The organism is Mediterranea sp. ET5 (genome assembly GCF_023337025.1).
In the GTDB taxonomy this organism is placed as follows: domain Bacteria; phylum Bacteroidota; class Bacteroidia; order Bacteroidales; family Bacteroidaceae; genus Phocaeicola_A.
Genome location: NZ_JAMBLN010000028.1, coordinates 1 through 24,191, shown reverse-complemented (window position 1 = coordinate 24,191; position 24,191 = coordinate 1). Strand labels below are relative to the sequence as shown.

The 24,191-nt window shown below is 49.0% G+C and carries 16 protein-coding genes; 4 read left to right on the top strand and 12 right to left on the bottom strand.

Annotated features, from left to right (window positions below; translation table 11 throughout):
- Positions 1-83: 83 nt before the first annotated feature.
- The 3 genes from M3087_RS13390 (at position 84) to M3087_RS13380 (ending at position 6,577) form a co-directional block, all read left to right on the top strand.
- Positions 84-3,434: a SusC/RagA family TonB-linked outer membrane protein gene (locus M3087_RS13390; RefSeq protein WP_410797122.1), complete on the top strand. Its 3,351-nt coding sequence runs from the start codon at positions 84-86 to the stop codon at positions 3,432-3,434.
- A 21-nt stretch (positions 3,435-3,455) separates the two neighbouring features.
- Positions 3,456-5,696 carry a RagB/SusD family nutrient uptake outer membrane protein gene (locus tag M3087_RS13385; RefSeq protein WP_249096529.1) on the top strand — a complete coding sequence of 747 codons (2,241 nt, stop codon included), beginning with the start codon at positions 3,456-3,458 and terminating at the stop codon, positions 5,694-5,696.
- 245 nt (positions 5,697-5,941) lie between these two features.
- Complete coding sequence (locus M3087_RS13380) at positions 5,942-6,577, top strand: DedA family protein (RefSeq protein WP_022384192.1); 636 nt, start codon at positions 5,942-5,944, stop codon at positions 6,575-6,577.
- A 53-nt stretch (positions 6,578-6,630) separates the two neighbouring features.
- Here the strand turns inward: M3087_RS13380 and M3087_RS13375 are convergent, their stop codons facing one another.
- The 12 genes from M3087_RS13375 to M3087_RS13320 form a co-directional block, all read right to left on the bottom strand.
- Entirely contained in the window at positions 6,631-7,203 is a 573-nt protein-coding gene (locus M3087_RS13375) for a hypothetical protein (protein ID WP_249096526.1), read from the bottom strand.
- Positions 7,187-7,744 (bottom strand): hypothetical protein, encoded by a 558-nt coding sequence (locus tag M3087_RS13370; protein ID WP_249096524.1) that lies wholly within the window; start codon positions 7,742-7,744, stop codon positions 7,187-7,189. Before M3087_RS13370 ends, M3087_RS13375 begins: the two co-directional genes overlap by 17 nt.
- A 129-nt stretch (positions 7,745-7,873) precedes the next feature.
- On the bottom strand, positions 7,874-8,380 hold the full coding sequence (locus M3087_RS13365) for a hypothetical protein (RefSeq protein WP_249096515.1): 507 nt from the start codon (positions 8,378-8,380) through the stop codon (positions 7,874-7,876).
- Between the two features lie 168 nt (positions 8,381-8,548).
- Entirely contained in the window at positions 8,549-9,310 is a 762-nt protein-coding gene (locus tag M3087_RS13360) for a hypothetical protein (protein ID WP_249096512.1), read from the bottom strand.
- Between the two features lie 357 nt (positions 9,311-9,667).
- The gene (locus tag M3087_RS13355) at positions 9,668-10,417 is read right to left on the bottom strand and encodes a hypothetical protein (RefSeq protein WP_249096510.1); all 750 of its coding nucleotides are present in this window, start codon (positions 10,415-10,417) and stop codon (positions 9,668-9,670) included.
- 156 nt (positions 10,418-10,573) lie between these two features.
- Positions 10,574-11,275, bottom strand: coding sequence for a hypothetical protein (locus M3087_RS13350; protein ID WP_249096507.1), 702 nt, complete (start codon positions 11,273-11,275; stop codon positions 10,574-10,576).
- A 103-nt stretch (positions 11,276-11,378) separates the two neighbouring features.
- Positions 11,379-12,056, bottom strand: coding sequence for a hypothetical protein (locus M3087_RS13345; RefSeq protein WP_249096504.1), 678 nt, complete (start codon positions 12,054-12,056; stop codon positions 11,379-11,381).
- A 190-nt stretch (positions 12,057-12,246) separates the two neighbouring features.
- Entirely contained in the window at positions 12,247-12,993 is a 747-nt protein-coding gene (locus tag M3087_RS13340) for a hypothetical protein (protein ID WP_249096501.1), read from the bottom strand.
- A 157-nt stretch (positions 12,994-13,150) separates the two neighbouring features.
- Positions 13,151-13,840 carry a hypothetical protein gene (locus M3087_RS13335; protein WP_249096497.1) on the bottom strand — a complete coding sequence of 230 codons (690 nt, stop codon included), beginning with the start codon at positions 13,838-13,840 and terminating at the stop codon, positions 13,151-13,153.
- Positions 13,837-16,875 (bottom strand): DUF6443 domain-containing protein, encoded by a 3,039-nt coding sequence (locus M3087_RS13330; protein WP_249096495.1) that lies wholly within the window; start codon positions 16,873-16,875, stop codon positions 13,837-13,839. The genes M3087_RS13335 and M3087_RS13330 overlap by 4 nt, the downstream gene beginning before the upstream one ends.
- Positions 16,876-17,000: 125 nt before the next feature.
- On the bottom strand, positions 17,001-20,849 hold the full coding sequence (locus tag M3087_RS13325; protein WP_249096493.1) for a hypothetical protein: 3,849 nt from the start codon (positions 20,847-20,849) through the stop codon (positions 17,001-17,003).
- A gap of 198 nt (positions 20,850-21,047) precedes the next feature.
- Positions 21,048-21,149 carry a smalltalk protein gene (locus M3087_RS13320; protein WP_157948135.1) on the bottom strand — a complete coding sequence of 34 codons (102 nt, stop codon included), beginning with the start codon at positions 21,147-21,149 and terminating at the stop codon, positions 21,048-21,050.
- Between the two features lie 710 nt (positions 21,150-21,859).
- Here M3087_RS13320 and M3087_RS13315 point away from each other — a divergent pair.
- Entirely contained in the window at positions 21,860-23,953 is a 2,094-nt protein-coding gene (locus tag M3087_RS13315) for a M3 family metallopeptidase (protein WP_249096490.1), read from the top strand.
- The last annotated feature ends 238 nt before the right edge of the window (positions 23,954-24,191 follow it).

Genomic DNA, 24,191 nt, shown 5'->3' with positions numbered 1-24,191 from the left:
ACGGGGGAAGCGGACGCCAACGAGCCCCCCGCCTCCACAGGCTTGCCAACCCACCCAGTCAAAACAAACTAAGCATTGAATCAATGGAATACAACAAGATATTAAAGGTAGGTCTTGGTGCATTGATGACCGTCGGCACATTTACGTCGGCATTTGCCCAAGCACAAATCACATTCACGGGTACGGTCGTTGACGAGACCGACATCCCCATCATCGGTGCTGCCGTACGCATCGCCGGACAGACCCAGGGCGGCACCATCACCGACCTCGACGGTAAGTTCACCATCAAAGTTCCCCAGGGCGGAGCCGTGGAAATCTCTTACATCGGCTACTCCACCCTGCGCGTCACCGACTTCTCACAGGTGAAAATCGTGATGAAGGAGGACACCCAGCAACTCGACGAAGTGGTTGTCGTGGGTTACGGCGTGCAGAAGAAGGCCCACCTGACGGGTGCCATCTCCACCGTCCCGATGGATGAAATCCAGGACCTCGTGGGCGGCGACCTCGCCAGCTCGCTGAGCGGACTTGTCAACGGTTTGAGCGTGAGCGGCGGCGACGCACGTCCGGGAGCTCCCGCCCGCCTGTCCATCCGTGGTTCGGGCGACGTGAGTGCCCTCGGTTCGACCGCACAGGAACCGTTGTTCGTCATCGACGGCTTCATCTACCCGAACGACGTGAAGGTGGGTAACACCATGCAGAACCTCGGCTCGGAGGCGTTCAACAACCTCGACCCGAGCATGATTGAAAGTATCTCCGTCCTCAAGGACGCCGCCGCAGCCGTCTATGGTGCACGTGCTGCCAACGGTGTCGTCCTCGTCACCACGAAGCGTGGCAAGATGGGCGCCCCGCAGATTTCCTACAGCGGCTCGTTCGGTATCACCGACGCCGTCGGCCATGCCAAGATGCTGAACTCCTATGAGTATGGCCGTCTGTGGAACGCCGTGAAGGCTGCCGACCCCCTCAAGACCGACCTCAACCCCCAACTCGACCTCTTCCAGGCCGACGAGCTTGCCGCCATGCGCGGACTCAACTACAATCTGCTCGACAAGTACTGGGAGACCGGCATCACGCAGAAGCACAGTGTGAACCTGAGTGGTGCGTCGGAGAAGGCCAACTACTACGCAGGCATCTCCTACTTCGACCAGGAAGGTAACCTCGGGAAGCTCGACTACGACCGCTGGAACTTCCGCGCCGGTGTCGACCTGCAGATAGCCAAGGGCTTCAAGGCAAGCTTGCAGGTGTCCGGCGACTATGGCAAGAAGACCAACCCGCTCGTGAAAGTCGGCGGAACAGACTCGGAGAATGACTACCGCCGCCTGCTCTACCGTCCGCGTTACATCCCCGAATATGTCAACGGACTGCCCATCGCCGCCTACGGCATCAGCAACGAGAAGAAGGGCGACGACCAGGTCTACCACTTCGACGTGCTCCAGAACAACGGCGACTACAGCAGCTCCATGAGCCAGAACCTGACCATCAACAGCAGCCTCGAGTACGACTTCAGCCACATCGACTTCCTCAAGGGACTGAACGTGCGCTTCTCCTACGCCAAGAGCATCAGCACCAACAAGAACAACCAGTACGGTACGGAGTACAACCTCTATCAGATGTCACGCCGCTCCGGTAGCGGACAGCACCTGTACACTCCCATACCGGGCCAGGAGGCTGAATACGAAGCGCTGATGGACGAGAACAACTTCATCCTCGCCAACGGCGGAAACTCGGTAGACAACGGCGACATGCTCTCCCGTACGATGGACCGCACCGACAACTACCAGATGAACCTTACCCTCTCCTACTCGCGCGACTTCGGCGACCACCACGTGAGCGCCCTCTTCTCCATCGAAAAGTCGGAGACCGAGAGCGAGTGGATGACCGGACAGGTGACCGACCCGTATGAATTCACCACGGGACAGTCTAACTCCGTGGGTATGGACAGCGAGATGACCACCAACTGGACGCGCGCCGAATCAGGAACGTTGTCCTACATCGGGCGCATCAACTACGCCTACAACGACCGCTACCTGTTGGAGTTCCTGCTCCGCTCGGACGCCTCGACCAAGTTTGCCCCCGAGAACTACTGGGGTACCTTCCCGTCGGTATCCGCCGGTTGGGTAATGTCAGAGGAAGGCTGGTTCAAGGACCACGTGAAGTTCATCGACTACCTGAAGCTCCGCGCCTCGTTCGGTCTGACCGGTCGTGACAATACCACGCCGTGGCAGTGGATGCAGACCTACGGCATGGACCTCGACAAGGGTCCGGTCATCGGCACGGGCACAGGCAACAACGCCGGCACACACATCTCACTGAACAAGAACAACTCCGCCGTGAACCGCGACGCACACTGGGACAAGACCTACAAGGCGAACGTCGGCCTCGACTTCAACGTGCTCGACAACCGCCTCGCCTTCAACATCGACGGCTACTATGAGTGGAACCGCGAGATGCTGACGAACTACTCGGCTTCCGTCCCCGGCACCGTCGGTACGCAGTCGGCCAAGGTGAACTACGGTAAGCTGGACAGCTACGGTGTCGAGGTGGGCATCACCTGGCGCGACAACATCGGCAAGGACTTCAAATACAAAATCGGCTTGAACACGGGCTACACCGACAACAAGGTGCTCCTCATGGACTGGGCGACCGACTACCTCTTCCGCAGCATTCAGGAAGGCGACCGCACCGACCAGGGTACGTGGGGTATGCAGTGTCTGGGCATGTTCCGCAACTTCCAGGAGATTGACGAATACTTCGCCAAGTACAACATCACCTCCTACATGGGTATGTCTAAGGACGAAGTCCGTCCGGGTATGCTCATCTACAAGGACGTCCGCGGACCTTTGCAGGAGGACGGCACCTACGCCGGTCCTGACGGCATCGTCGACAAGGACAACGACCAGGTGGAACTCTCCCACCGCGGCAATCCCTACGGCGTGACCGCCAACCTGAGCGCCGACTGGAAAGGCTTCTCCATCAGCGCACAGCTCGGTGCCAGCTGGGGCGGCTACAGCATCGTCCCCACTTCCGCCCTCAAGGCTGAAGGCGACCTGGAATACTCCAACATGCCGTCGTTCTGGAACGTGGACAACATGTACTCCTATCAGGATGTCTACGACGCTTCGGGCAACCTCGTCGTGGCAGAGAACCGCGATGCCAAGTATCCGAACCTCGCCTACTCCAGCGTGAACAGCGTGGCTTCGACCTTCTGGCGCATCAGCAGCACACGCATCAGCCTCAACCGCCTGACACTCGCCTACGCACTGCCGTCGAGCGTCACCAAGATGCTCGGCATCCAGAGCTGCCGCTTCAACGTGACGGGACAGAACCTGTTGAGCCTCTACAACCCCTATCCTGACAACTTCATGGACCCGATGAGCAGCTTCGACAGCTATCCCTCACTGCGCAAGTTCACCGTGGGTATCAACATCTCATTCTAAAAACACATTAACCGAACGACAATGAAAAGAACAACGATAAAACTATTTGCCCTTGCCCTGACCGCCTCTGCCGCCCTCACAGCGTGCAGCGACCAGTTCCTCCAGGACAAGAAGAACTACGACCAGGTGAGCGAGGACGTCTACAACTACGTCAGCGGAGCCACCGGACGTGTGAGCGACATCTACTGGTTCTGCCAGCCGACACTGGACGGTCCCAACTGGAAATATCCCTCCAGCGGCTCTGCCGACCTGCTCTCGAAGTGTACGGAGGAGTACAGCGGCTTCGACAAGTTCAACGACCCGCAGAACAAGCTGACCTACCTCAGCGGTGCGAACACCGTGCCCGACTACTTCCAGAACCAGTCGAACAACATCCGCGAGTCCGTTTGGGGACGCATCCGCAACTGTAACGACGTCATCCGCGGACTGACGAACGGCAACATCCCCCAGGAGGACAAGGACCAGCTCCTCGGACAAGTCTACTTCTGGCGTGCATGGTGCTACTACAACCTCGTGAAGTGGTACGGCGGTGTGCCCATCATCACCGAGGTGCAGGACCCCGTGGCTGACTCACAGACGCCACGTTCGTCGACAAAGGCAACCATCGACTTCATCATCTCCGACCTCGACCTGGCAGCCGAACTGCTGACGCCCGCCACAGCCAACGGCGGATGGGAAGACTCCAACTACGGACGTGTGACCACCGGTACGGCACTCGCGCTGAAGGGACGTCTGCTCCTGCTCTGGGCAAGCCCGCTCTTCAACCGCGCCAACGACCAGCAACGCTGGCAGGACGCCTACACCTTCATGAAGGAGGCACTGCCCGTCATCGAGGGCTGCGGCTACGGCTATGAGGAGACGACCTACGAGACCAATGCAGCCAACTGGGCACGCATCTTCAGTCCGGCAGGCAACAAGCGGAGCAAGGAAGCCGTCCTCGTGACGCTCTACAACACCATCAACCCCGGCGGCGTGCCCGACTATGCACGCAACAATGCCTGGGAGAGCGGCATCCGTCCGTCAAACGCACAAGGCGGAGGCGGCAAGACCCCGTCGGAAATGATTATCAGCATGTTCCCCATGGCAGACGGCAAGCGTCCGAGCAACAGCACCTACAGCAAGCTCAGTCCGTCGGTCTATGCCTACGAACAGAACGCACCGTTCATGAACCGCGACCCGCGCTTCTACCGCACCTTCGCCTTCCCGGGCGTACGCTGGGCCTTCGCCAACGACCCGCGTAACGCCGACAACATGTACCCCTACAACGGTCCGGACTACGTGCTGTGGAACTACGTATGGTACGCTTCCGTTGAAGACCGCGACAACGTGGAGTCGAACACGAACTTCGGTCCCGACGGCCTGATGAGCAATGCCAAGGGCATCTACGTGCGCAAGCGTTCGGATGACTACGACGTCAACAACAGCCCGCTCTATGAGTGGAGCGACGACCGCCACTTCGGCCGTTCGGCAGCTCCGTGGATGGAACTGCGCTACACCGAGGTGAAGCTCAACCTGGCTGAAGCTGCCTGCGGTGCAGGACACATGGACGAGGCCGTGGAAATCCTGAAGGAAATCCGCCGCCGTGTGGGCTACACGGGCGACTGCGGACTGGACGCTACGCTGAGCAGCGACCAGGCAGCCTGTATGTCGGCTGTGCTCTATGAGCGCCAGATCGAGCTTGCCTTCGAGGGCAAACGTTTCGACGACATGCGCCGCTGGATGCTGTTCGACGGCGGTCAGGGTCAGGAAGCCCTGAAGGCATCGTGGAAGCTCACCGGATGGAACGGCAACACCTGTACCTGGCTAGGCTATCGCGCCATGAACGGCCAACGTCGTGAGAACATGGAGTTCCGCGTCAGCAACGACTACAACGACGGCTTGGGCGGACGTGACTATCCGAACGGCGACAGCTACGTGGGCGACAACAACCCCGACCCGCTCTGCGGCATTGCTTATGGTACAGACGGAACAGTAAACTCAGGTGAACGTGCCGCAGCCGTGATGGACTTGCGCCAACCGGTTGCCGACCAGCAGGAGGCGCTGAAGGCTTTCTATACGAAATACCTGACGTATAAGAAGAAGAAGGGCGACTCATACGACTCGAACCACAGCGAGCTTTACTTCCAATACCAACCGAACTACTACTTCCTGGGCTTGGCACAGAGTGCCATGAGCCAGAACCCCGCTGTGGAACAGACCATCGGTTGGGGCGACCACAACCATGGTGGTGCCGACGGAACATTCGACCCGCTGGCTGAATGACCTTCTTGACCGTCAACGGGCTTCGGCCCGACCACGATAAACACAAGAGGAATCTTGTGCTTTGTTAAAACAAAAGTTTATAATAGAATAGACCTGTCTGTGAAGATGGGTCTATTTTTTTTTGTGTGCGGAAAGAGGCGGCGGCTTCTCCTCCCTCTACCCCTTGCAGATATTCCGCTGAAATGCGTATCTTTGTCCCCGGAAGCTCCCCGGAGCCCGTACACACAAACACATCACACAACCCTATGGAATTTATCATCGACTTCCTCCTCCACATCGACCAGCACATGGTCGAGATGGTGCGCGACTACCATGAGTGGACCTACGCCATCCTGTTCCTCATCATCTTCTGCGAGACCGGACTCGTGGTCACCCCTTTCCTCCCGGGAGACTCCCTCCTCTTCGTCGGCGGAGCCATTGCCGCCCAGCCTGACATGCCGCTGAGCGTGCACCTGCTGGCACTCGTGCTCTTTGCCGCCGCCGTGCTGGGCGACTCGTGCAACTACGCCATCGGGCACTTCTTTGGCAAGAAGCTCTTCAGCAACCCGGACTCCAAAATCTTCAAGCAGAGCTATCTCGACAAGACACATGAGTTCTATAAGAAGTATGGTGGAAAGACCATCATCCTCGCCCGCTTCGTCCCCATTGTCCGTACCTTCGCTCCTTTCGTGGCAGGCATGGGACGGATGCACTACACCTACTTCATGCTCTACAACCTCACGGGAGGCCTTCTCTGGGTCGCCTCATTCCTCTATGCGGGCTATCTCTTCGGCAACCAGCCGTTCATCCAGGAGAACCTGAAGCTGGTCATCGTCGCCATCATCATCATCTCCCTCATCCCCGGCATTGTGGAGTATCTGCGTGCCCGACGGAAGGGGTGAGCCCCGGTTTGCTGTTGCCAAAAGGAACGGTCTTTACGATGGAAAGCTGATACTCAATAAATGATGCCCCTATGATGCAGGTCGTCATAACGTTTGATGCTGTCCATCATGATGTGGGTGTTCAGTTCGTCTGCAGAAATGAATCCCGGTGTAGGTACGAAGGGAGAACGCAGACGGGCATCCGCCTCACGGATTTGCAGCACATTCCTCCAATCATGCTTGATCAGCCAGAAGTGTCCTTTCCGTATGAGCTGTTCATCGACGTGGACGGGAGGCAGGCTGTCATGCCGGACGCAGACGTCCTCCAATCCCGAATACACACTGACGACCGTTCCGTCGAAGGTGGATGCCTTTATGCATGCAGGAACGGTTGACAAGGGAGATTCACCGCTGTAGAGCAGGGCAAAGAATACCCGTGCGCCACAGACCTTGTTGATGTGCAGTTCCGTATAAGTGGCAGGATAGCGTGCCGTGAATGAGTCTACAACCGCCTCTATCGACGGGTGGAAGGACTGCTGGAACGTGTATATCGGTTGAGGCTCCTTTTCGGGGACAGGTCTGCACGAGACAGTTATCGCCAGCAGCAGGAGCAGGCATGTTTTCAGAAAGTCAGTCAGTTGTTTCATCATCGTCAGGTTGCCATACGTTCATACGATGTTCAGTAAAGGGATAGATATCTGCCTCTCTCCAGTCCCGGAAGAAGTGTAGACTGTCGTCATAGACATAGATGAGACAGAAGGCTTCCCTGCGTGCCGTTGGATAATAGTCGCCTTTTTCAGGCAGTAGAGAGTCTGCACGGGGAACGAGGAACATTTCCGCTCCGCTGTAGACGTTGACAGACATATTTCCGCTTTTGTATACAGTCAGCGGATGCAGTTCATAGCATGCGCGTTCTCCTTCCATTCGCATTGTGACCGTCCCTTGCAGTGCCAGTTGCAAGGTATCTTCGTCAATCTTGTTGATAAAGATGTCATAGTTCAGGTTCGGATGTTGTGCAACGAAAGAGTCGATGAGTTGTGCCAGCCAAGGTGCAAAGCTGTAGGTGGAATCGGACATGGCATACCCCTGCGCCCTCATCAGGAGGGGACTGTCGGATGGCATCCGGTGGCATGCGGACGTACCAAACAACAGAAGGCACAGGCTGCAGAAAATGTGAAATGTTCTCATTCGGCCAAATTTAGACGATTGTATGTGAACGACAAAGCTTTCTGGGAATCTTTTTGGAAAGGCAACTCAAATAAGAAAGGTTGCACTGCGACATGATGTGCAGTACAACCTTTCTATACAGAAGCTTTGTCAGTAACATGATGACTGCTTCAAGATTTTTGCTATTTGCGTAATAACGTCTATGGGAATAGCTTCTCTTGAGGAAAAAGTCTGTTCATCAATGCAAAAAGCTATCATTTCACTACCGGAAGTGTTTTTCTCATCCTCTATGCCATGGGTCGCTACTGATTGGAAGCTGAAAGTGCGTACATTGTCCTTGAAGAATTTATAGTCATAATAGGTGGAAAATGTATTCTGTTTGATTATGAATACTTCACTGCCGTAGGCGTTCCACAGATACATTCTTAGCAGATACCCACCAGTCAGTAGGGCAATGACACATGTTATGACAAAACCTAAGGGAACTCCCCTATCTTCAGCCACGATAAATGGAAAAATGATTATTGGAATCATTAATATGACTACTCCTATAACCAAAGGGATATAGATAAGTTTGGAGTTTGGTTGTTCGTAAATCGTGAGTCGAAGTCCGTCCAAAGACTCCAGTTTGTAGTTTAGTCCATTCTTTGTTTCCATATCGTTCATTTATACCAGGGGATAATCAATGGGATATATCGTTCTTTTTTTCATGGTTATCTTGTTTTCACCGTTTGGCTTAAATAAGGGGAGGGAGATAAGCGTATCTCCATCAGGAGGTGGCTTATCTTCCCCTTTCTACTATTATAACTATATTTCACAGACGCTTCATTGACCCGGATATTCTATTTTCAGATAGGGAAGCGGTATAAAATCATAATTGAACGTATCCTCATAATATTTTGCTTGATAAAGTTTTCCGTAATATAGCCGGACGCCATCGGCATTGACAACAGTGTCTTGAGGAAAGCTGATGTTATACAACTCGTGCATGTAAGTCAGGTGGAAAAGATTATGAAACCAATAGAAACCGGAATGCTGCCGCAACAAATAGGTCAGCTGGTCATTCTCTTTGCCCTCCTGCCCGTTCAGTGTGAAGTCTTCCAGATAAGTCCCATGATAGTCTATAATGTCCACGGTATGATTCCGGTAGTAGAACCACGCTGTCATCCTGACGTCCTCATACGGGTACGGTCCCGGGGAGTTAGTCTTCACAGTCTGCATGGCAGCTGAAAGCTCATCCAGAACATGTGGAGTGGTGATAAGCGTATCGATAACCTCCGGTATTCTGTTTTCCGGAAGCCTCATATCCACCGTTTCGTTCCCTTTCGGATGGTCAGGAAGGATGGGAAGGAATGAATCTACCGGTTTGTTAATCAGTTCTTCACGCGTAAGGGATGTGAGCCCCATTATGAAACAAGTATAAAACTTTACCCGCACAGAGTCAAGCTTCTTTCGTATCTTGTCTGGACGAGAGCTTTGTGTCATGTCATCCTTGGTGGGACGGGCAATGGATGTAGATGCTGGTTTGCTGCATCCTTCCGTCAATAATACTGTCGTTAAGAATAGGTTTAATAAGGTTCGTATCATGATTAAAAGTGTCAGAAGTGATACTCAACGAATGATACCCCTATGAGAGGCGTTCAGTTCGTCTGCAGAAGATGTGAGATGTTTTCATTCGGTCAAATTTAGACGATTGTATGTGAACGACAAAGTTTTTCGGGAATCTTTTTAGGAAGGCAGCTGTATACAACCTGAATGTAGGGGCGAGCGGTCTGCTCGCCCGGTCCAATGCAACGTCCAATACACCATCCAATAAATTTTCAATGACCGTTCAACAACTGTTCAAACGCCTTTCGTACGGTTAATTGTTCATCGTTATGTGGGGATGTGGGGAAACAATTAAGATTGGACCATGATTGGACCGGGCGAGCAGACCGCTCGCCCCTACGTTTTGATTGGATGAAATGACAACAGGTAATCCTCTTCATCTTCATCTAGATAAATTCCATACAGTAATTCTGGATAATCGTTAAGACATCCGTCTTGTTCCACTTGATATCCCCAGAATGATCGCAGTACTCCATTGTCATTCAGGAACAATATAGTCCTTCTTAAGTTCGGCTCTACATGCCAGACATAGGTGTGTACCTCAGCATAATGGATCTTTGACAGCATATAGTTTACTTCTTGATCTCCATATCCTTCGTTTATGGAACACCCAAAGCGAAACGTATCGACTTCATGTGTGACAAGTTTATGCTTGGCATATTTTTGTATTAAGTCCTCCAATGTTTCCCCGTGTGTGTCCAGTCCGTCACTTAAAACATAGGTGTCCCAGTATTTATGCGGTTGATCGTAGCTTTCATAGTAGTTGAGCCTACGGAGCTTGCTGTAAGGATCCTTATCGAGGCGGATAATGGGTTCACGCATTTTCTTCGTATACTCATCCTCATAGAGTCTTAGCAAATAGGAATGGTACTTGCAATGTTCCAGTCTATTTAAGAGATCTTGCTTTATGGGGTGCAACTTTGAGCGTTTCCACTTTTCTTTCCAGGTCAGCTCTTTTGGTGGAGGTGGATATTCTCCTCCCCACGTAATCTTGTCCTCTTGACTGGGGGCAAGTGAAAAGACTGCAAGCAGCAGGATCGTTGTGCCTGCTGTCAGGATGATACTTAGCTTGTTACCTTTTTTCATAGTTATCGTTTAGCACGAGGCTGTGGTTTTTCCTTCGCTCCTCAAATTTAGACGATTGTCTGTGAACGACAAAGCTTTTCGGGAATCTTTTTGGGAAGGCAGCTTAAATAAGAAAGGTTGCACTGCGACATGGTGTGCAGTACAACCTTTCTGTTTCTAAGGTATCTTGGAATTATCTATTGCGCATTTTAATGGGTTAATCTCATATCCCCAGAATGCTCGTTGCACATCGCCATCTCTGATGAAGTAGACATACCGTATGATAGGATATCGATAGCCTTGCAGTCTAAAACGCCATGAACAAAAACTGATTTCTGCATAATGTAGGTCTGAGACCATGAATTCTATTTTGGGAAGATAACTTCCGGGGCTTATATGTATTCCATATCGGAATGTGTCAGCCTTATAGCTTGTCACTCGATTGTCTTTGTATTTTTCCAAGACCTGTTCTTTGGTCATGCCGTGAATGTGCATTCCCGGATACAAAATACTGTCAGGCGGATATTTATAGTCTTCAGAATCTTTATATCTCGTATGCCCTTTTAGTTTAGCCATAGGATTGGGATCCAGCGTGATATTGGGTTCATCCAATGTGAATCTATCTGAATGCTCAGAATAGTAATATTTATAGTATTCAAATGCATAAAATTCCAGTTCCTCCTGTTCTCTAGGGTCCAACTTTTCCCATCTTGCTCTTTCGACAGAATCCGGTTTGTATACAAACGGTGGATACAGTTGTTTTCGTTTGGGTGGTTGTTCTCTAGGAATTATCTTTTGGCAAGGTCGGTTTATTCCTATTCCTCCTGCAAGAAGGAGAAGTACAACAGCAATGGCGAGGAAAATCATTCTGTTTTTCATGGGGCTCTTGTTTTTACCGTTGATTCAATTAGTGAGGAAGATCATCAACATTGACAGCAGTGTCTTGAGGAAAGCTGTTTTTCTATTTCTAGGATGGCAGGGGTTAATCTAACGTATATTTTGATAGATTAATTTCATATCCAAAGCATGCTCGTTGCACATTGCCATCTCTAATGAAGTAGACAACTCGCGTGATTGGGTATCCTTGCCGTCTAAAATACCAAAAACAACGACTGATTTCTGCATAATGCAAGTCTGATACCATGAATGCTATGAAGGGAAAATAAAGTTTATGCTCTATATGTATTCCATATCGGAATGTGTCAGCCTCACCATAGCTTACCATTCTATTATCTTTATATTTTTCCAAGACTTGCTCTTTAGTCATACCGTGAATGTGCATTCCCGGATACCATATATAGTCAAATGGATATTTATAATCTTCGTATGCTTTATACTCTTCATATCCTTTTAACTTAGCCATTGGGTTAGGTTCCAACACGATATTGGGCTCATCCAATGTGAATTCCCTGGAGTCAAAGTCGGACATATAGTCTTCAAATTTACGGATTTCCAGTTCTTCCTGTTCTTTCGGATCCAACTTTTCCCATCTTGCTCTTGTGGCAGAATCCGGTTTGTACACAAATGGCGGATACAGTTGCTTCTGTTTGGGTGGTTGTTCTTCAGGAACTGTCTTTTGAAAGAGCCGGCTTATCCCTATTCCTCCTGCGAGAAGAAGAAGTACGGTAGCAATGGCGAGGAAAATCGTTCTTTTTTTCATGGTTATCTTGTTTTAACCGTTTGGCTTTTATTTCTTCGCTCCTCAAATTTAGACGATTGCCAGTGAACAACAAAGCTTTTCGGGAATCTTTTTGGGAAGACAGCCCAAAGAAGAAAGGTTGCACTGCGACATGGTGTGCAGTACAACCTTTCTATACAGAGCTTTCACCGTTTGTAATCTATCTTTCCTTCTATTTTACAAAATATGGAGACAACAGGTAATCCTCTTCATCTTCATCTAGATAAATTCCATACAGTAATTCTGGATAATCGTTAAGACATCCGTCTTGTTCCACTTGATATCCCCAGAATGATCGCAGTACTCCATTGTCATTCAGGAACAATATAGTCCTTCTTAAGTTCGGCTCTACATGCCAGACATAGGTGTGTACCTCAGCATAATGGATCTTTGACAGCATATAGTTTACTTCTTGATTTCCATATCCTTCGTTTATGGAACACCCAAAGCGAAACGTATCGACTTCATGTGTGACAAGTTTATGCTTGGCATATTTTTGTATTAAGTCCTCCAATGTTTCCCCGTGTGTGTCCAGTCCGTCACTTAAAACATAGGTGTCCCAGTATTCGTGCGGTTGATCGTAGCTTTCATAGTAGTTGAGCCTACGGAGCTTGCTATAAGGGTCCTTATCGAAACGAATAATGGGTTCACGCATTTTCTTCGTATACTCATCCTCATAGAGTCTTAGCAAATAGGAATGGTACTTGCAATGTTCCAGTCTATTTAAGAGATCTTGCTTTATGGGGTGCAACTTTGAGCGTTTCCACTTTTCTTTCCAAGTCAGTTCTTTCGGTGGAGGTGGATATTCTCCTCCCCACGTAATCTTGTCCTCTTGACTGGGTGCAAGGGAAAAGACTGAAAGCAGCAGAATGGTTGCGCCTGTTGTCAGGATGATACTTAGCTTGTTACCTTTTTTCATAGTTATCGTTTAGCACGAGGCTGTGGTTTTACCTTCGCTCCTCAAATTTAGACGATTGTATGTGAACGACAAAGCTTTCCGGGAATCTTTTTGGAGAAGGCAGCTTAAAGAAGAAAGGTTGCACTGCGACATGGTGTGCAGTACAACCTTTCTATCGTTAGGGTATTGTGGGAAGATCCATCATGTCGATTCTGAATCGATTGATTTCATATCCCCAGCATGCTCGTTGCACGTTGCCATCTCTAATGAAGTAGACAGTCCGTAAAAGTGGATATGGTTCTCGTATAAATAACCATGAACATGAACTGATTTCTGCATAATGCAAGTCTGATACCATGAATCTTATTTTGGGAAGAACGCTTCCGGAACTTATGAGTATTCCATATCGTAATGTATCAGTATCACCATAGCTTACCATTCTATTATCTTTATATTTTTCCAAGACTTGTTCTTTGGTCATACCGTGGATATGCATTCCCGGATATAATATATGGTCTGGATCATATTTATAGTCTTCCCATTCTTTATATCGTTTGTACCCCTTTAGTTTACTCATAGGATTGGGATCCAGTACAATATTGGGCTCATCCAATGTGAATTTTCTGGAGTCAAAGTCGGACATATAGTCTTCAAATTTACGGATTTCCAGTTCTTCCTGTTCTTTCGGATTCAACTTTTCCCATCTTGCTCTTGTGGCAGAATCCGGTTTGTACACAAACGGCGGATACAGTTGCTTCTGTTTGGGTGGTTGTTCTTCAGGAGCTGTCTTTTGACAGAGCCGGTTTATCCCTATTCCTCCTGCGAGAAGGAATAGGAATAAGAGGATAAGAAGTTTTTTATGTTTCATAATTCTCTATTTTTCTTATTAATATGGTACACCGTTCTAGGTACTCCATTATTCCAAGGGGTATTTGGATTGGGGCGTACGCTCTGTCTATGCAAGTTCAATTGTTTATCTATTTGCAGTACAGGTGTTAAGATGAAATCCATATTTTGTTTATCAGCCGCACCTTTTATATCATGCATGATATTGAAGTTCCATTCCGGTGATACCGGGGCTCCCCCATCTTTATATCTGTCTTTCAGTCCCATCATGTGACCAAATTCATGAGACATAGCATTTTCAGATGATTCGGTAAATCGTATATCACCAAATTGTGAATCTGTTACTGAGGAGCCTTTATTTCCCTCTAAGACTTTCATATAGTTGGTTTTACCATCATATTTTAAGTCGTCCTTTTCAACATCCTCACTGATATCTGGTCTGAAGATTACATTTACTTGCCAGTCTATTTTGTAATCCATACCTTCAAAGTTGTAAGACGTGAGAAGTCCCCATACATTTTGGATGTTTTCCATGTATAAACTAGCAAGTTTCTCAGTAGCCAAGTGTCCATAGATGAAAATGATTGCCGTGATCGTAATGGTATTTCCAACAATCGTAATCATTACATCTTTCCCATCCGGATCCACAATCACCAACGGATTGTTGATGCAGTAGTTGTACGGTGAAAGATTGGTATACTTCTCCGCCAAGGGATCCACTGCCGTCCATCTTCCCAACGACGCATCATACATTCTCGCACCGAAGTCGTACGCATTCAAGTCAATCAACGCCTGGCATTCCTTGCCGCTGAAGAGGAAGCGGTTGTCCTCGGCTTGCGCCAATCCATCGCGCTCTGCCTTGGCTCCGAAAGGATAGAAGTCGTTTTGCTGTACGACTTTCCCCTTGTCGTCAATCAGTGCACGGATGCTTCCCAACTGGTCGGTCAGGGCATACCTTGTCCCTTGCGAAGTGAACTGCACGTCTCCCACGATGGCACGGTCGAACTCACGCTTCCCGTCTGCTACTTTGTAGATGAAGCTGCCGGCATAGTCGTATCCGTTCTTTCCGCTTCCGTCGCGTACGCTGAGCTTGGTGCCGTCGGTCAGGTATTGGTAGCGTGCCTTCAGCACTCCGCCCTGCTTCACTTCGTCCGTCAAATTTAGACGATTGTATGTGAACGACAAAGCTTTCCGGGAATCTTTTGTGAGATTTCCGTTGAAATCATACTCGTAGCTTCCTGCTGCAGCATTGCCCGGTTGGTAGACATCTCCCTGCTGCGAGGTGCGTACCTGTTCGCTCAGTGCTGTCAGTCGGTTGCCGGAGTAGGCATAGAGCAGGTCGTCCACCAGCTTGCCGCAGGCTGTGCGTTGCAGGGTACGGATGTTGCCGTTCCGGTCGTAGGTGATGCCCTTCTCCGTGAAAGATGCTGCCGGAGTGGTCCACGTCAGTCCGTCCCTCTGCTTCTGGGTGGCGGATGCCAGCCGGCTGAATCCGTCGTAGGCGAAGCCATACATCAGGGTTGCATGCCCCTCGTGTGTCCATGTCCACTCGCTAATGTTGCCGTTGTAGCAGGGTGCCGTCCCGGCGAGGGGTCTTTCATAGTGCAGCTGCATCTTGAAGGGAGCACTCTCCTTGGCTGTCAGCCATCCGCGGATGTTGTAGCGCAGCTGTTCCGTGGTGTTTCCGTATTTCTTGGCAACGAGACGTCCCAGTTCGTCATACGTGTAGGTGATAACTGCCGGTGTGCCTCCGTCCTTGGTGGTAGAGGTCGTGAGCAGACGGCTGCGTCTGTCATAGGTCCGGTTGGTCTCGATGAACGACCCGTCGGCATGTTGTTCGCGTGTACGGATGACATTGCCCACGAAGTCATAGGCAGTGCAGATACGGAGGAGTCCACCTCCTGTCTCGTCGCTGACCACCTGCACGGGGCGCGCATGGTCGTCATAATAGGTCGTGATGGTCTGCCATTCGTCCGTGCCGAGTTTACGCGAACGTACGCTTGTCACCTGACCTATAGGATGTGCATTATAGGTAGTTGCAAATCCTTCAGTAGGCATAAACTGGTGTGTATAGGAGCCGTAACTGTCGTAGTGTGTGTGCTGCAAGGCGCTATGTATACCTGTGGGAAGGTAGTTCTCCATCTGGTCTGCGGCTGTCTGGAGTGCTTCACGGTCCTGTGAAGCATCAAGAGTAATTTCTCCAGTTTCTATGATCCGACCTTGTGCATCATATTTTGTATAACTCCATATACGTGGGTCCTTATTTCGTTCGTTCCCGTCCTGGCTGAGTACCATACGATCCCGGCAATCGTAGATCATATAGATAGGCTTGCAACCTGGCATACGTTTCGTTTTCATGCGTTTCAGTCCATCATATTCATAGTAATAGGCGAGGCGTTCGAGCACGGCGGCATCCGTTCCTTCGCCGAGTTGTGCCACGGCTTCGGGCGAAAGTACCCAGCGGAGCAGTCCGCGTCCGTCATACACTTTGTAGGTTTCCAGGCGGGTTTTTCCGTCTGTCTGAAGGAGCAGGACTTCCCGTCCCAGGTTGTCGGTGTAAGTCGTACTGGTGTGTCCGTCCTCGTCGGTCGTGGTCACCGCTTGCAGAGTTCCGGCATCATAAAATCCGTTGCGCGTCAGTGTACCATCGGCAGAGACCGCATAGCGGCGCACCTCGTTGGCGGCATTCAGCGCATAGGCATACGTAATGCCTTTTTCCCGGGTGTGCCAGGCCTGTCCTTCACCCGTCTGTTTGAGGATTCGGTTCAGGGGCGATGCTTCGTAGTCGGTCTGGCTGAAGGCGTAAGCCATTTCGTCTGTGCCGTAAGTGTTCCAGTTGATTACATTCAGTGCATCGGTGACGAAGGCACCCGAGTTGTGTTGCTTCACGAAGGGGAGATACTTCTTCTCTTCTTGTCCGAAGGCTGCATAGACATGTGGGGTAACCAGGTCACTCTGTGTGCTGGCAGAACCATCCACCTGAATCTCCTGAAGCGGGCGGTTGAAGCCGTCGAAGTAGGTGATGTCTACAATATATTTGGTTGTGTCAGTCGACAAATATGTATGTTCTATCTTAAATGGATGTGATAAATCAACATCCAAGTTTGTATGGGTGTTCTGTCCTATAGCCCAATATGCATAGGACAAGAAAGCGAAGATTGTATATATTCGGTTCATGTTATTTACTGTTGTTTAAAGTTATTATATTCATAGGTCTTTAATGTCTCTCCACGTTGGTTCATAATTCGGATGATTCTTCCAGCTGGATCATATTCATAAATTTCGGCTTTACTGGTTTGATCAAATTTTACCGCAACAGTTCCATCATCATTATAGGCAGCGGCTTGGAAACTTGTATGTTGAGGTAAAATTGCAATATACCAGGCAGAAGGTGCACATTCGACTTCAATGGAGGATACGTCATTATATTTAGATGTATCAAGTTCGTAGTAATCCATAAAGCCATTTGAAGAGGGTTTTAATACCTCTATATATTCATTGTTAGAAGAGGTGATTTTGTATTTTATGCCGGCATGCTTCCTATCCAGCACATAGATACTCCACTTTTTTGCTTTATCAGGTTTAACAGTCACCTTGAGAAGATCCACCCAATAGGAATAAGGACATACTAGCAGTCCATAAGTTTTTAAAACTTGAATGGAACGTTGAAAGTCGTAGAAATTTATTCCATGAAATGCAGAATCATTTGATATGATCGGCTTATATTGGTTGCAAAATAGGAGAATATGGTCTGGATTAGTTCTTAAACTATCTGAAATAGTCATCACTTCAGTCAAGTCAATACGCAGACTGGATGTTGTCATTAGTTCAAGCATGCGGATTACATAAGCATGTCCGTTAGACTTTGTATATGTGACAAAGTTCTGACCATATTTTTGTTTGTCCATCTTTTGATACCCTTGCCAAAAGTGTTTTAATACTTGATAATTGGGGGTAGACAAGAAAGATTTTACATTTAATAGAATGTTTTCTTTGAACTTGATAGGAGTTATATCACATGCAGCAACATTTCTGCTAGATACATTTTCGGCTTCCAAAATACGGTTGCCACTTAATTCTGAGTAACGGAAGACTTTATGTTGTGAACGTTCATCTTTCTCAATGGGGACATAGCTCTGATAATGCCTGTCATTCTTTATTTTAAATGAAGACTTATAACTGATAGAGTCAAACGTAAACCATTTCGTATTGTCCGGTTGATAATACATTGGAATTTTTGGAGTATAACAATATTGGGATGTCTGTCCAACGTATGTACATGAATCGGCTTGAACAACCTCATAGAAAGTGATTTGTTCTTCCAATAATGTATTGTTTCTTATTTTTGCTTCTTTTACAATAGGATTGAGTACGTTTAGTCTTTTCATTTTTTCGATGATGTCGTTGTTTGTGTTCATATTGGCTACTCGTAATTGAATGATGGTACGAGTGTCATCTCCCGATATCTTCTCAGAGGTCTTGATGGGATGCACTGAGAACGATGTCGTATCATATTCGTAGCTGATGTCCTTATAGGGGCTTCCGCTTGTCAAATTATAAAAATCGTTTATACTGATGCTATCGGTCATATTATTTTCAAAGATAAATTCTTGTTGTTTTTGCAGCAGAGTAACACCACCGTAATATAAATTATATTGACGACTAGGTATAACGACGTTTATACGTGGAAGGATATTAGGTACATATAAATCTTGGTATGGATTTAAAACCTTACCATCTCCCAGGCCAATAGCCGTCATGCTTTTATAATGTTGCTCTAGATATTCTTTATTTAAGTAGTGTTCAAAGACTTGTAGTTGAGGTAGAATCTTTAAATAGTTTCTAGCTGAATCTGCCGGAACAAAGAAGGCTGTGTTCTTCATCAGGCGGATGCCGGTGAGGACCATCGGATTAGAAAAGTCTGCATAATAGATATTTTTCTTCAAGTTACGTATATGTCCGTCTTTGTCATAAGTCGCAATAGCTAGGGGGAGGCCATTCATCCAAAAGGTATAAGAACTCCGTATGCTGTTGGCATAATATGGAACGTGAAATAGGTAAGAAGTGCTGCCTTTTCCATGAATTGTTTCTATGACATGACGATAATACAGGCCGTTGTTACCAGTATTGGTAAAGGCACAACCTTTATATTTTACCCTGCTATATGTTACATAATCACTAAATAGTTGGTAATTTATACGTTCACTATTGCTGTAGTCATTATAAACAATTGTTCCGTCTGAAGGATAGGAATAAGAGATACTGTCAGCAGCTGCCTCTTTAGAAGATTGCAGTACAATAGAAGCCAGTCTGATACCACCGTACGTTTTTCTGTCGGCTGTAGCCGGATAGTAACTGATGGTGTTAGGTTCATAATCTAACTGAATGAGACCTCCTTGGGGTAAAGTAATGCTCTTTAATGAAAATCTTTTATTGTATACCGGGTCTATTTCCAATTTATAAAGTTTCCAATCATCACTATTTTGTTTGTAATATCCCCATGGGTCATAGGTGAGTGATACATTATTATAGAAATAGTCGAATTTCATTTGTTGATATTCCTGACCATTTTTATCTTTGAAAGACAACTTATAGAGAAGCAGTCCTCCTTCTTGACTGTAGGAACTGACCCAATCATTTTGGAGTGTTATTTCCGAAATCTGGGTATTATTGAACAGGCTGTATAGTATGATATTGGTCAATCTGTTCGGGTACTGTAGACTATTACTTTGATGCTGGAATACTAGCTTTGAGTTCATACAATGTATTTCTTTTAGTATAGGTGTATAAATCTCATACGACATGCTGTTGCTACTGTATTTTTCACTAATCATATTTTTTTCATTCAGACAGCGATAAACATAACTTTTAGCTTGTTTTAAGTAGGATGCAACCACAGCACCTTGGGGTCTGCCGGAATTTTGATAAGTGTTGATCATGGATTCTAATGAATTTAATAGTTGGGATGAAGCCATGCTGACATTACGCAGGTCTGCAATGATGCCAAGTGTACGCTTATTATATTGCACGAACGGATCTTCTGCTTTGAATGTAGGTGCATTAATCCAATTATGGCTGTTTATAAGATTATTGCAGTAGGCTTGGTATAAAGATTCATAAAATGGTTCTTTAAGTACTTCCTGTGCGTGTGCTAATGCTTTGTCAAAATCCTCCTTGTATTTTTGGAAATCAAAGGGATATTCTACTATTTTACGTCCGTATTTATACCAGACGCCAGTCCATATATTTTGATGGTGATAATCTAAGTGTGCATTGACTTTCTCTCCAGGCTGCCATGTTTTATAAATGAATGTGATGGGTTCGGCATTTAGAGGTTCGATGCGGCTTAGATACCAGGCTGAAGTGTATGTATAGTTACGGAGTCCGTTGAAACTGATATTTTCTTCCAAATTGAGATTGACGGTCTGTTCCCGCTCCTCAAACAAGTACCGGTTCCCCATTTCGTCGGTTACGGTCCACGCGCTGATGCCGGACCAGTCGGAAACAGGTTCTATCTTGACCGCTGTCAGTTCCAGCGGTTCGGCATAAAGAGTACCGTTTGCCTTCTTACGGATGAGGAAGTTCACGCTCCGCCCGTTGAAGACAGCCGTGAAGATGTCGCTTTCACCGTCGCGGCGATGCAGGTTGACGTTCGTCACATCGTCCCACAGAGGAGTGATGGCGTTCTCCGAATGGGCATAACCGTCAGACAGTTCATCCGCCATTCCTCCTCGCACAGTGCGTGTCACCACGCCGCCGGTGTTGAGTGTCCAGTTATAGCCCACGGGACCGGGCAGGTCATCCACGCGGACGCCGCGTGCGGTGTAATCAAGGGTGACGGGGAGCTCGAATGCGCCCGACTTCAGAGTGTAGAGTGGAACACGGTAATGGAAGGTGCCTGTGGCATGGTCGACTGTCACGTTTTTACTTTCCAGGATGCCTTGTGCCTGCTGTCCGGGTTTGAAGTCCTGACCGTTGGCTAAAAGAGTACATCCAAACAGGGTTAGAAGTAGATATAGTATCTTTTTCATGGTTCAATCTTTGTTTTTAGGTTTGGAAAAAGGCATAGTCCGGACAGGACAAGCACTTGCTGCTGCCTGCCCGGGCTAGTCTGTTAAACCCAAAGAAGTCATTACTCAATGTATGTCTAAGGACCGATTTGGGTAAAAAAAAGAGTAAGGGAGGGGGAGAGGATTGTTCTCCCGATGAAGGTCAGCCGTCTGCTGGCATCATCTGCATGCGCTGATACCCAACGCGCCGGCGATGGCAGATGCTACGGCAATGACTACTTTGAGCACGAGGCTCCAGATGTTTTTCTTTTCTTCTTTCATGGCGTTTCAGTTTAGACTGACGGTACTTCCGCAGGCTCCGGTCAGGATTGACAAGTGAATATCACAACATCCACGGCAGACAGACGCGTCGCCCGGTTCCCTTGTCAACGGATGGCTGGACGGATACGGAACTCCGTCAAGAGATTAGTTAGACTTGGTTGATTCTTTCACGTGTGTCGGGGGAGGGAGACGTGCCGGCGTTCGCCTTTCCTCCCTGAACACACTGCAAAGGTATGCGGATGGTGAAAAAGAGGCAAGCAAAAAACCCCGTTTGCGTTCACACATGCGTTCACACATTCGGGAAAGGAGTGACAGAACCTGCCCAATCAAAAATGTAGGGGGCGAGCGGTCTGCTCGCCCGGTCCAATCATGGTCCAATCCCAATTGTTTCCCCACATCCACGCATAACGCTGAACAATTAACCGTACGAAAGGCGTTTGAACGGTTGTTGAACGGTTATTAAACATTTATTGGACGGTGTATTGGACAGTGCATTGGACCGGGCGAGCAGACCGCTCGCCCCTACATTCAGGTTGTATACCAAAAAGATTCACGAAAAGCTTTGTCGTTCACAGACAATCGTCTAAATTTGGCGAATTAAGTACATTATTCAACGTTCGCAGGCTCAGACTGCGGTTGGCAGGCACTTCTTCCTGTCATTTTGTCAACCGAAAAACTGAAGCACGCGCGAAACTTAAGTAAACATACACATGAAAACATTAATGATTGCAGCAGCCATGAGTTGCCTGATTTGTGCATGCGGTCAGAAGCAGGACTCCGCGTCCAACCCCTTCCTGACCGAGTTCCAGACATCCTATGCTACGCCGGACTTCAGCCGGATACGCTTCGAACACTACGAACCTGCCTTCCTGAAAGGCATCGAGCAGCAGAATCTGGAAATAGACTCGATCGTCCGGAACACGGAAGCCCCGACGTTCGAAAACACTATCCTCGCACTGGACAACAGCGGCGAAATACTCGCCCGTGTGAGTGGCGTGTTCTTTGCCCTGACCGAAGCCGACACCAACGACAGCCTGGTAGCGCTCCAGAACCGGATTGCCCCGCAACTGGCTGCACACCAGGACAACATCTACCTGAATGCCGACCTCTACAAACGCATCGCCGCCCTCCACGAACAGGAAGAGGAAGGTACACTGAAGCTGAACACCGAGCAGCACTACCTGCTCGACAAATACTACCGGCGCTTCGTGCGTTCCGGCGCATCGCTCGATGCTGACAAGCAAAAGCGTCTGCGTGAAATCAACCAGCAACTGTCCACCCTCACCATCGCCTTCAGCAACCACGTCCTGGCAGACAACAACGCCTACCGGCTGGTCATCGACAAGAAGGAAGACCTCGCCGGACTGCCCGATGCCGTCATTGCCGGAGCTGCCCAGGAAGCGGAAGCACAAGGGCTGAAAGGCAAATGGGTCTTCACCCTTCAGGCTTCCAGCCGACTGCCTCTGCTCCAGTATGCACAGAACCGGGAGCTGCGCCGGGACATCTATCAGGCTTACACCAACCTGGCAAACCACGACGACGCGAACGACAACAAGGAGGTCCTGAAACAAATCCTCACCCTTCGGCTGGAAAAAGCCAACCTGCTGGGATACAAGAATCACGCGGCATACGTGCTGAGCGACAACATGGCAAAGACTCCGGAGACGGTCATGGACTTCCTGAACAATCTCTGGGGATACTCCATCCGCAACGCGAAAGCCGAAGCTGCCGAGCTGCAAGCCATCATGGACCGCGAAGGACGCGGCGAGAAGCTTGAGGCATGGGACTGGGCCTACTACAGCGAGAAGCTCCGCAAGGAGAAGTACGACCTCAACGAGGACGAGGTGAAACCCTACTTCAGCCAGGACGACGTATGGAACGGACTGTGCTATGTGGTGAACAAGCTCTACGGCGTCACCCTCACACCGACCGACAGCATCCCCGTCTATAACCCCGACGTGAAGACCTTCGTCGTGAAGGACGCCGACGGCTCCCTGCTCGGCATCTTCTACCGCGACTACATGCCCCGTGCCGGAAAGCGCAGCGGTGCCTGGATGAGCAACTTCCGCGAAGCCGACGGACAGACGCGTCCGCTCATCTACAACGTGGCAAGCTTCACCAAACCGACGGACGACATGCCCTCCCTGCTGACGCTCGACGAGACGTGTACCCTGTTCCATGAGTTCGGACATGCCCTGCACGGACTGCTCACCCGTTGCCAGTACAAAGGCACATCGGGCACTGCCGTGGCACGCGACTTTGTGGAACTGCCCTCACAAATCATGGAGAACTGGGCACTGGCTCCCGAAGTGCTGAAGGTCTATGCCAAGCATTACCAGACGCGTCAGCCCATCCCCGACGAACTGATAGCGAAAATCGAGAAACAGACGCTGTTCAACCAGGGCTTCCTCATCACCGAACGCCTTGCAGCCGCCCTGCTCGACATGGAATACCACACCCTCACCTCCACCGAGGGGCTGGACATCCCCACCTTCGAAAAGCAAGTCATGGACAAGATCGGCCTCATCCCGCAAATAGCTCCGCGTTACCGCTCGACCTACTACAACCACATCATGGGCGGATATGATGCCGGATACTACAGTTACCTGTGGGCAGACCGTCTGGTGGCTGACGCCTTCGAGGCATTCATGGAGCACGGCATCTTCGACCCGGCCACTGCTACCTCTTTCCGTCAGAACATCCTGGAGAAAGGTGGTTCGGACGACCCCATGAAGCTCTACGTAGCCTTCCGCGGAGCCGAACCCAGCATCGAGCCGCTGCTGAAGGCGCACGGATTGAAATAAGGTGTTTCCGGAAAGGGATAACCATGCATTGAATCCCCCGTCATTGACCATTGAAAATGTCCGGAGGGTGTGTCACAACGATACACTCTCCGGACATTTGCGTTTAAGCAGGCAAACACAAGCCTTCGACCGGACAAGCACAAGTGTTTGACGCGCCAAACTAATTAGTTTGATATACCAAAGTATTATACTTAGCCTATCAAAGTATTATACTTAGCCTATCAAAGTATTATACTTA

What these genes read in the sequence shown, in the direction of transcription:
- M3087_RS13390 (WP_410797122.1), top strand. Translation starts at nt 84, where the DNA reads ATGGAATACAACAAGATATTAAAGGTAGGTCTTGGTGCATTGATGACC.
- M3087_RS13385 (WP_249096529.1), top strand. Translation starts at nt 3,456, where the DNA reads ATGAAAAGAACAACGATAAAACTATTTGCCCTTGCCCTGACCGCCTCT.
- M3087_RS13380 (WP_022384192.1), top strand. Translation starts at nt 5,942, where the DNA reads ATGGAATTTATCATCGACTTCCTCCTCCACATCGACCAGCACATGGTC.
- M3087_RS13375 (WP_249096526.1), bottom strand. Translation starts at nt 7,203, where the DNA reads ATGAAACAACTGACTGACTTTCTGAAAACATGCCTGCTCCTGCTGCTG.
- M3087_RS13370 (WP_249096524.1), bottom strand. Translation starts at nt 7,744, where the DNA reads ATGAGAACATTTCACATTTTCTGCAGCCTGTGCCTTCTGTTGTTTGGT.
- M3087_RS13365 (WP_249096515.1), bottom strand. Translation starts at nt 8,380, where the DNA reads ATGGAAACAAAGAATGGACTAAACTACAAACTGGAGTCTTTGGACGGA.
- M3087_RS13360 (WP_249096512.1), bottom strand. Translation starts at nt 9,310, where the DNA reads ATGATACGAACCTTATTAAACCTATTCTTAACGACAGTATTATTGACG.
- M3087_RS13355 (WP_249096510.1), bottom strand. Translation starts at nt 10,417, where the DNA reads ATGAAAAAAGGTAACAAGCTAAGTATCATCCTGACAGCAGGCACAACG.
- M3087_RS13350 (WP_249096507.1), bottom strand. Translation starts at nt 11,275, where the DNA reads ATGAAAAACAGAATGATTTTCCTCGCCATTGCTGTTGTACTTCTCCTT.
- M3087_RS13345 (WP_249096504.1), bottom strand. Translation starts at nt 12,056, where the DNA reads ATGAAAAAAAGAACGATTTTCCTCGCCATTGCTACCGTACTTCTTCTT.
- M3087_RS13340 (WP_249096501.1), bottom strand. Translation starts at nt 12,993, where the DNA reads ATGAAAAAAGGTAACAAGCTAAGTATCATCCTGACAACAGGCGCAACC.
- M3087_RS13335 (WP_249096497.1), bottom strand. Translation starts at nt 13,840, where the DNA reads ATGAAACATAAAAAACTTCTTATCCTCTTATTCCTATTCCTTCTCGCA.
- M3087_RS13325 (WP_249096493.1), bottom strand. Translation starts at nt 20,849, where the DNA reads ATGAAAAAGATACTATATCTACTTCTAACCCTGTTTGGATGTACTCTT.
- M3087_RS13320 (WP_157948135.1), bottom strand. Translation starts at nt 21,149, where the DNA reads ATGAAAGAAGAAAAGAAAAACATCTGGAGCCTCGTGCTCAAAGTAGTC.
- M3087_RS13315 (WP_249096490.1), top strand. Translation starts at nt 21,860, where the DNA reads ATGAAAACATTAATGATTGCAGCAGCCATGAGTTGCCTGATTTGTGCA.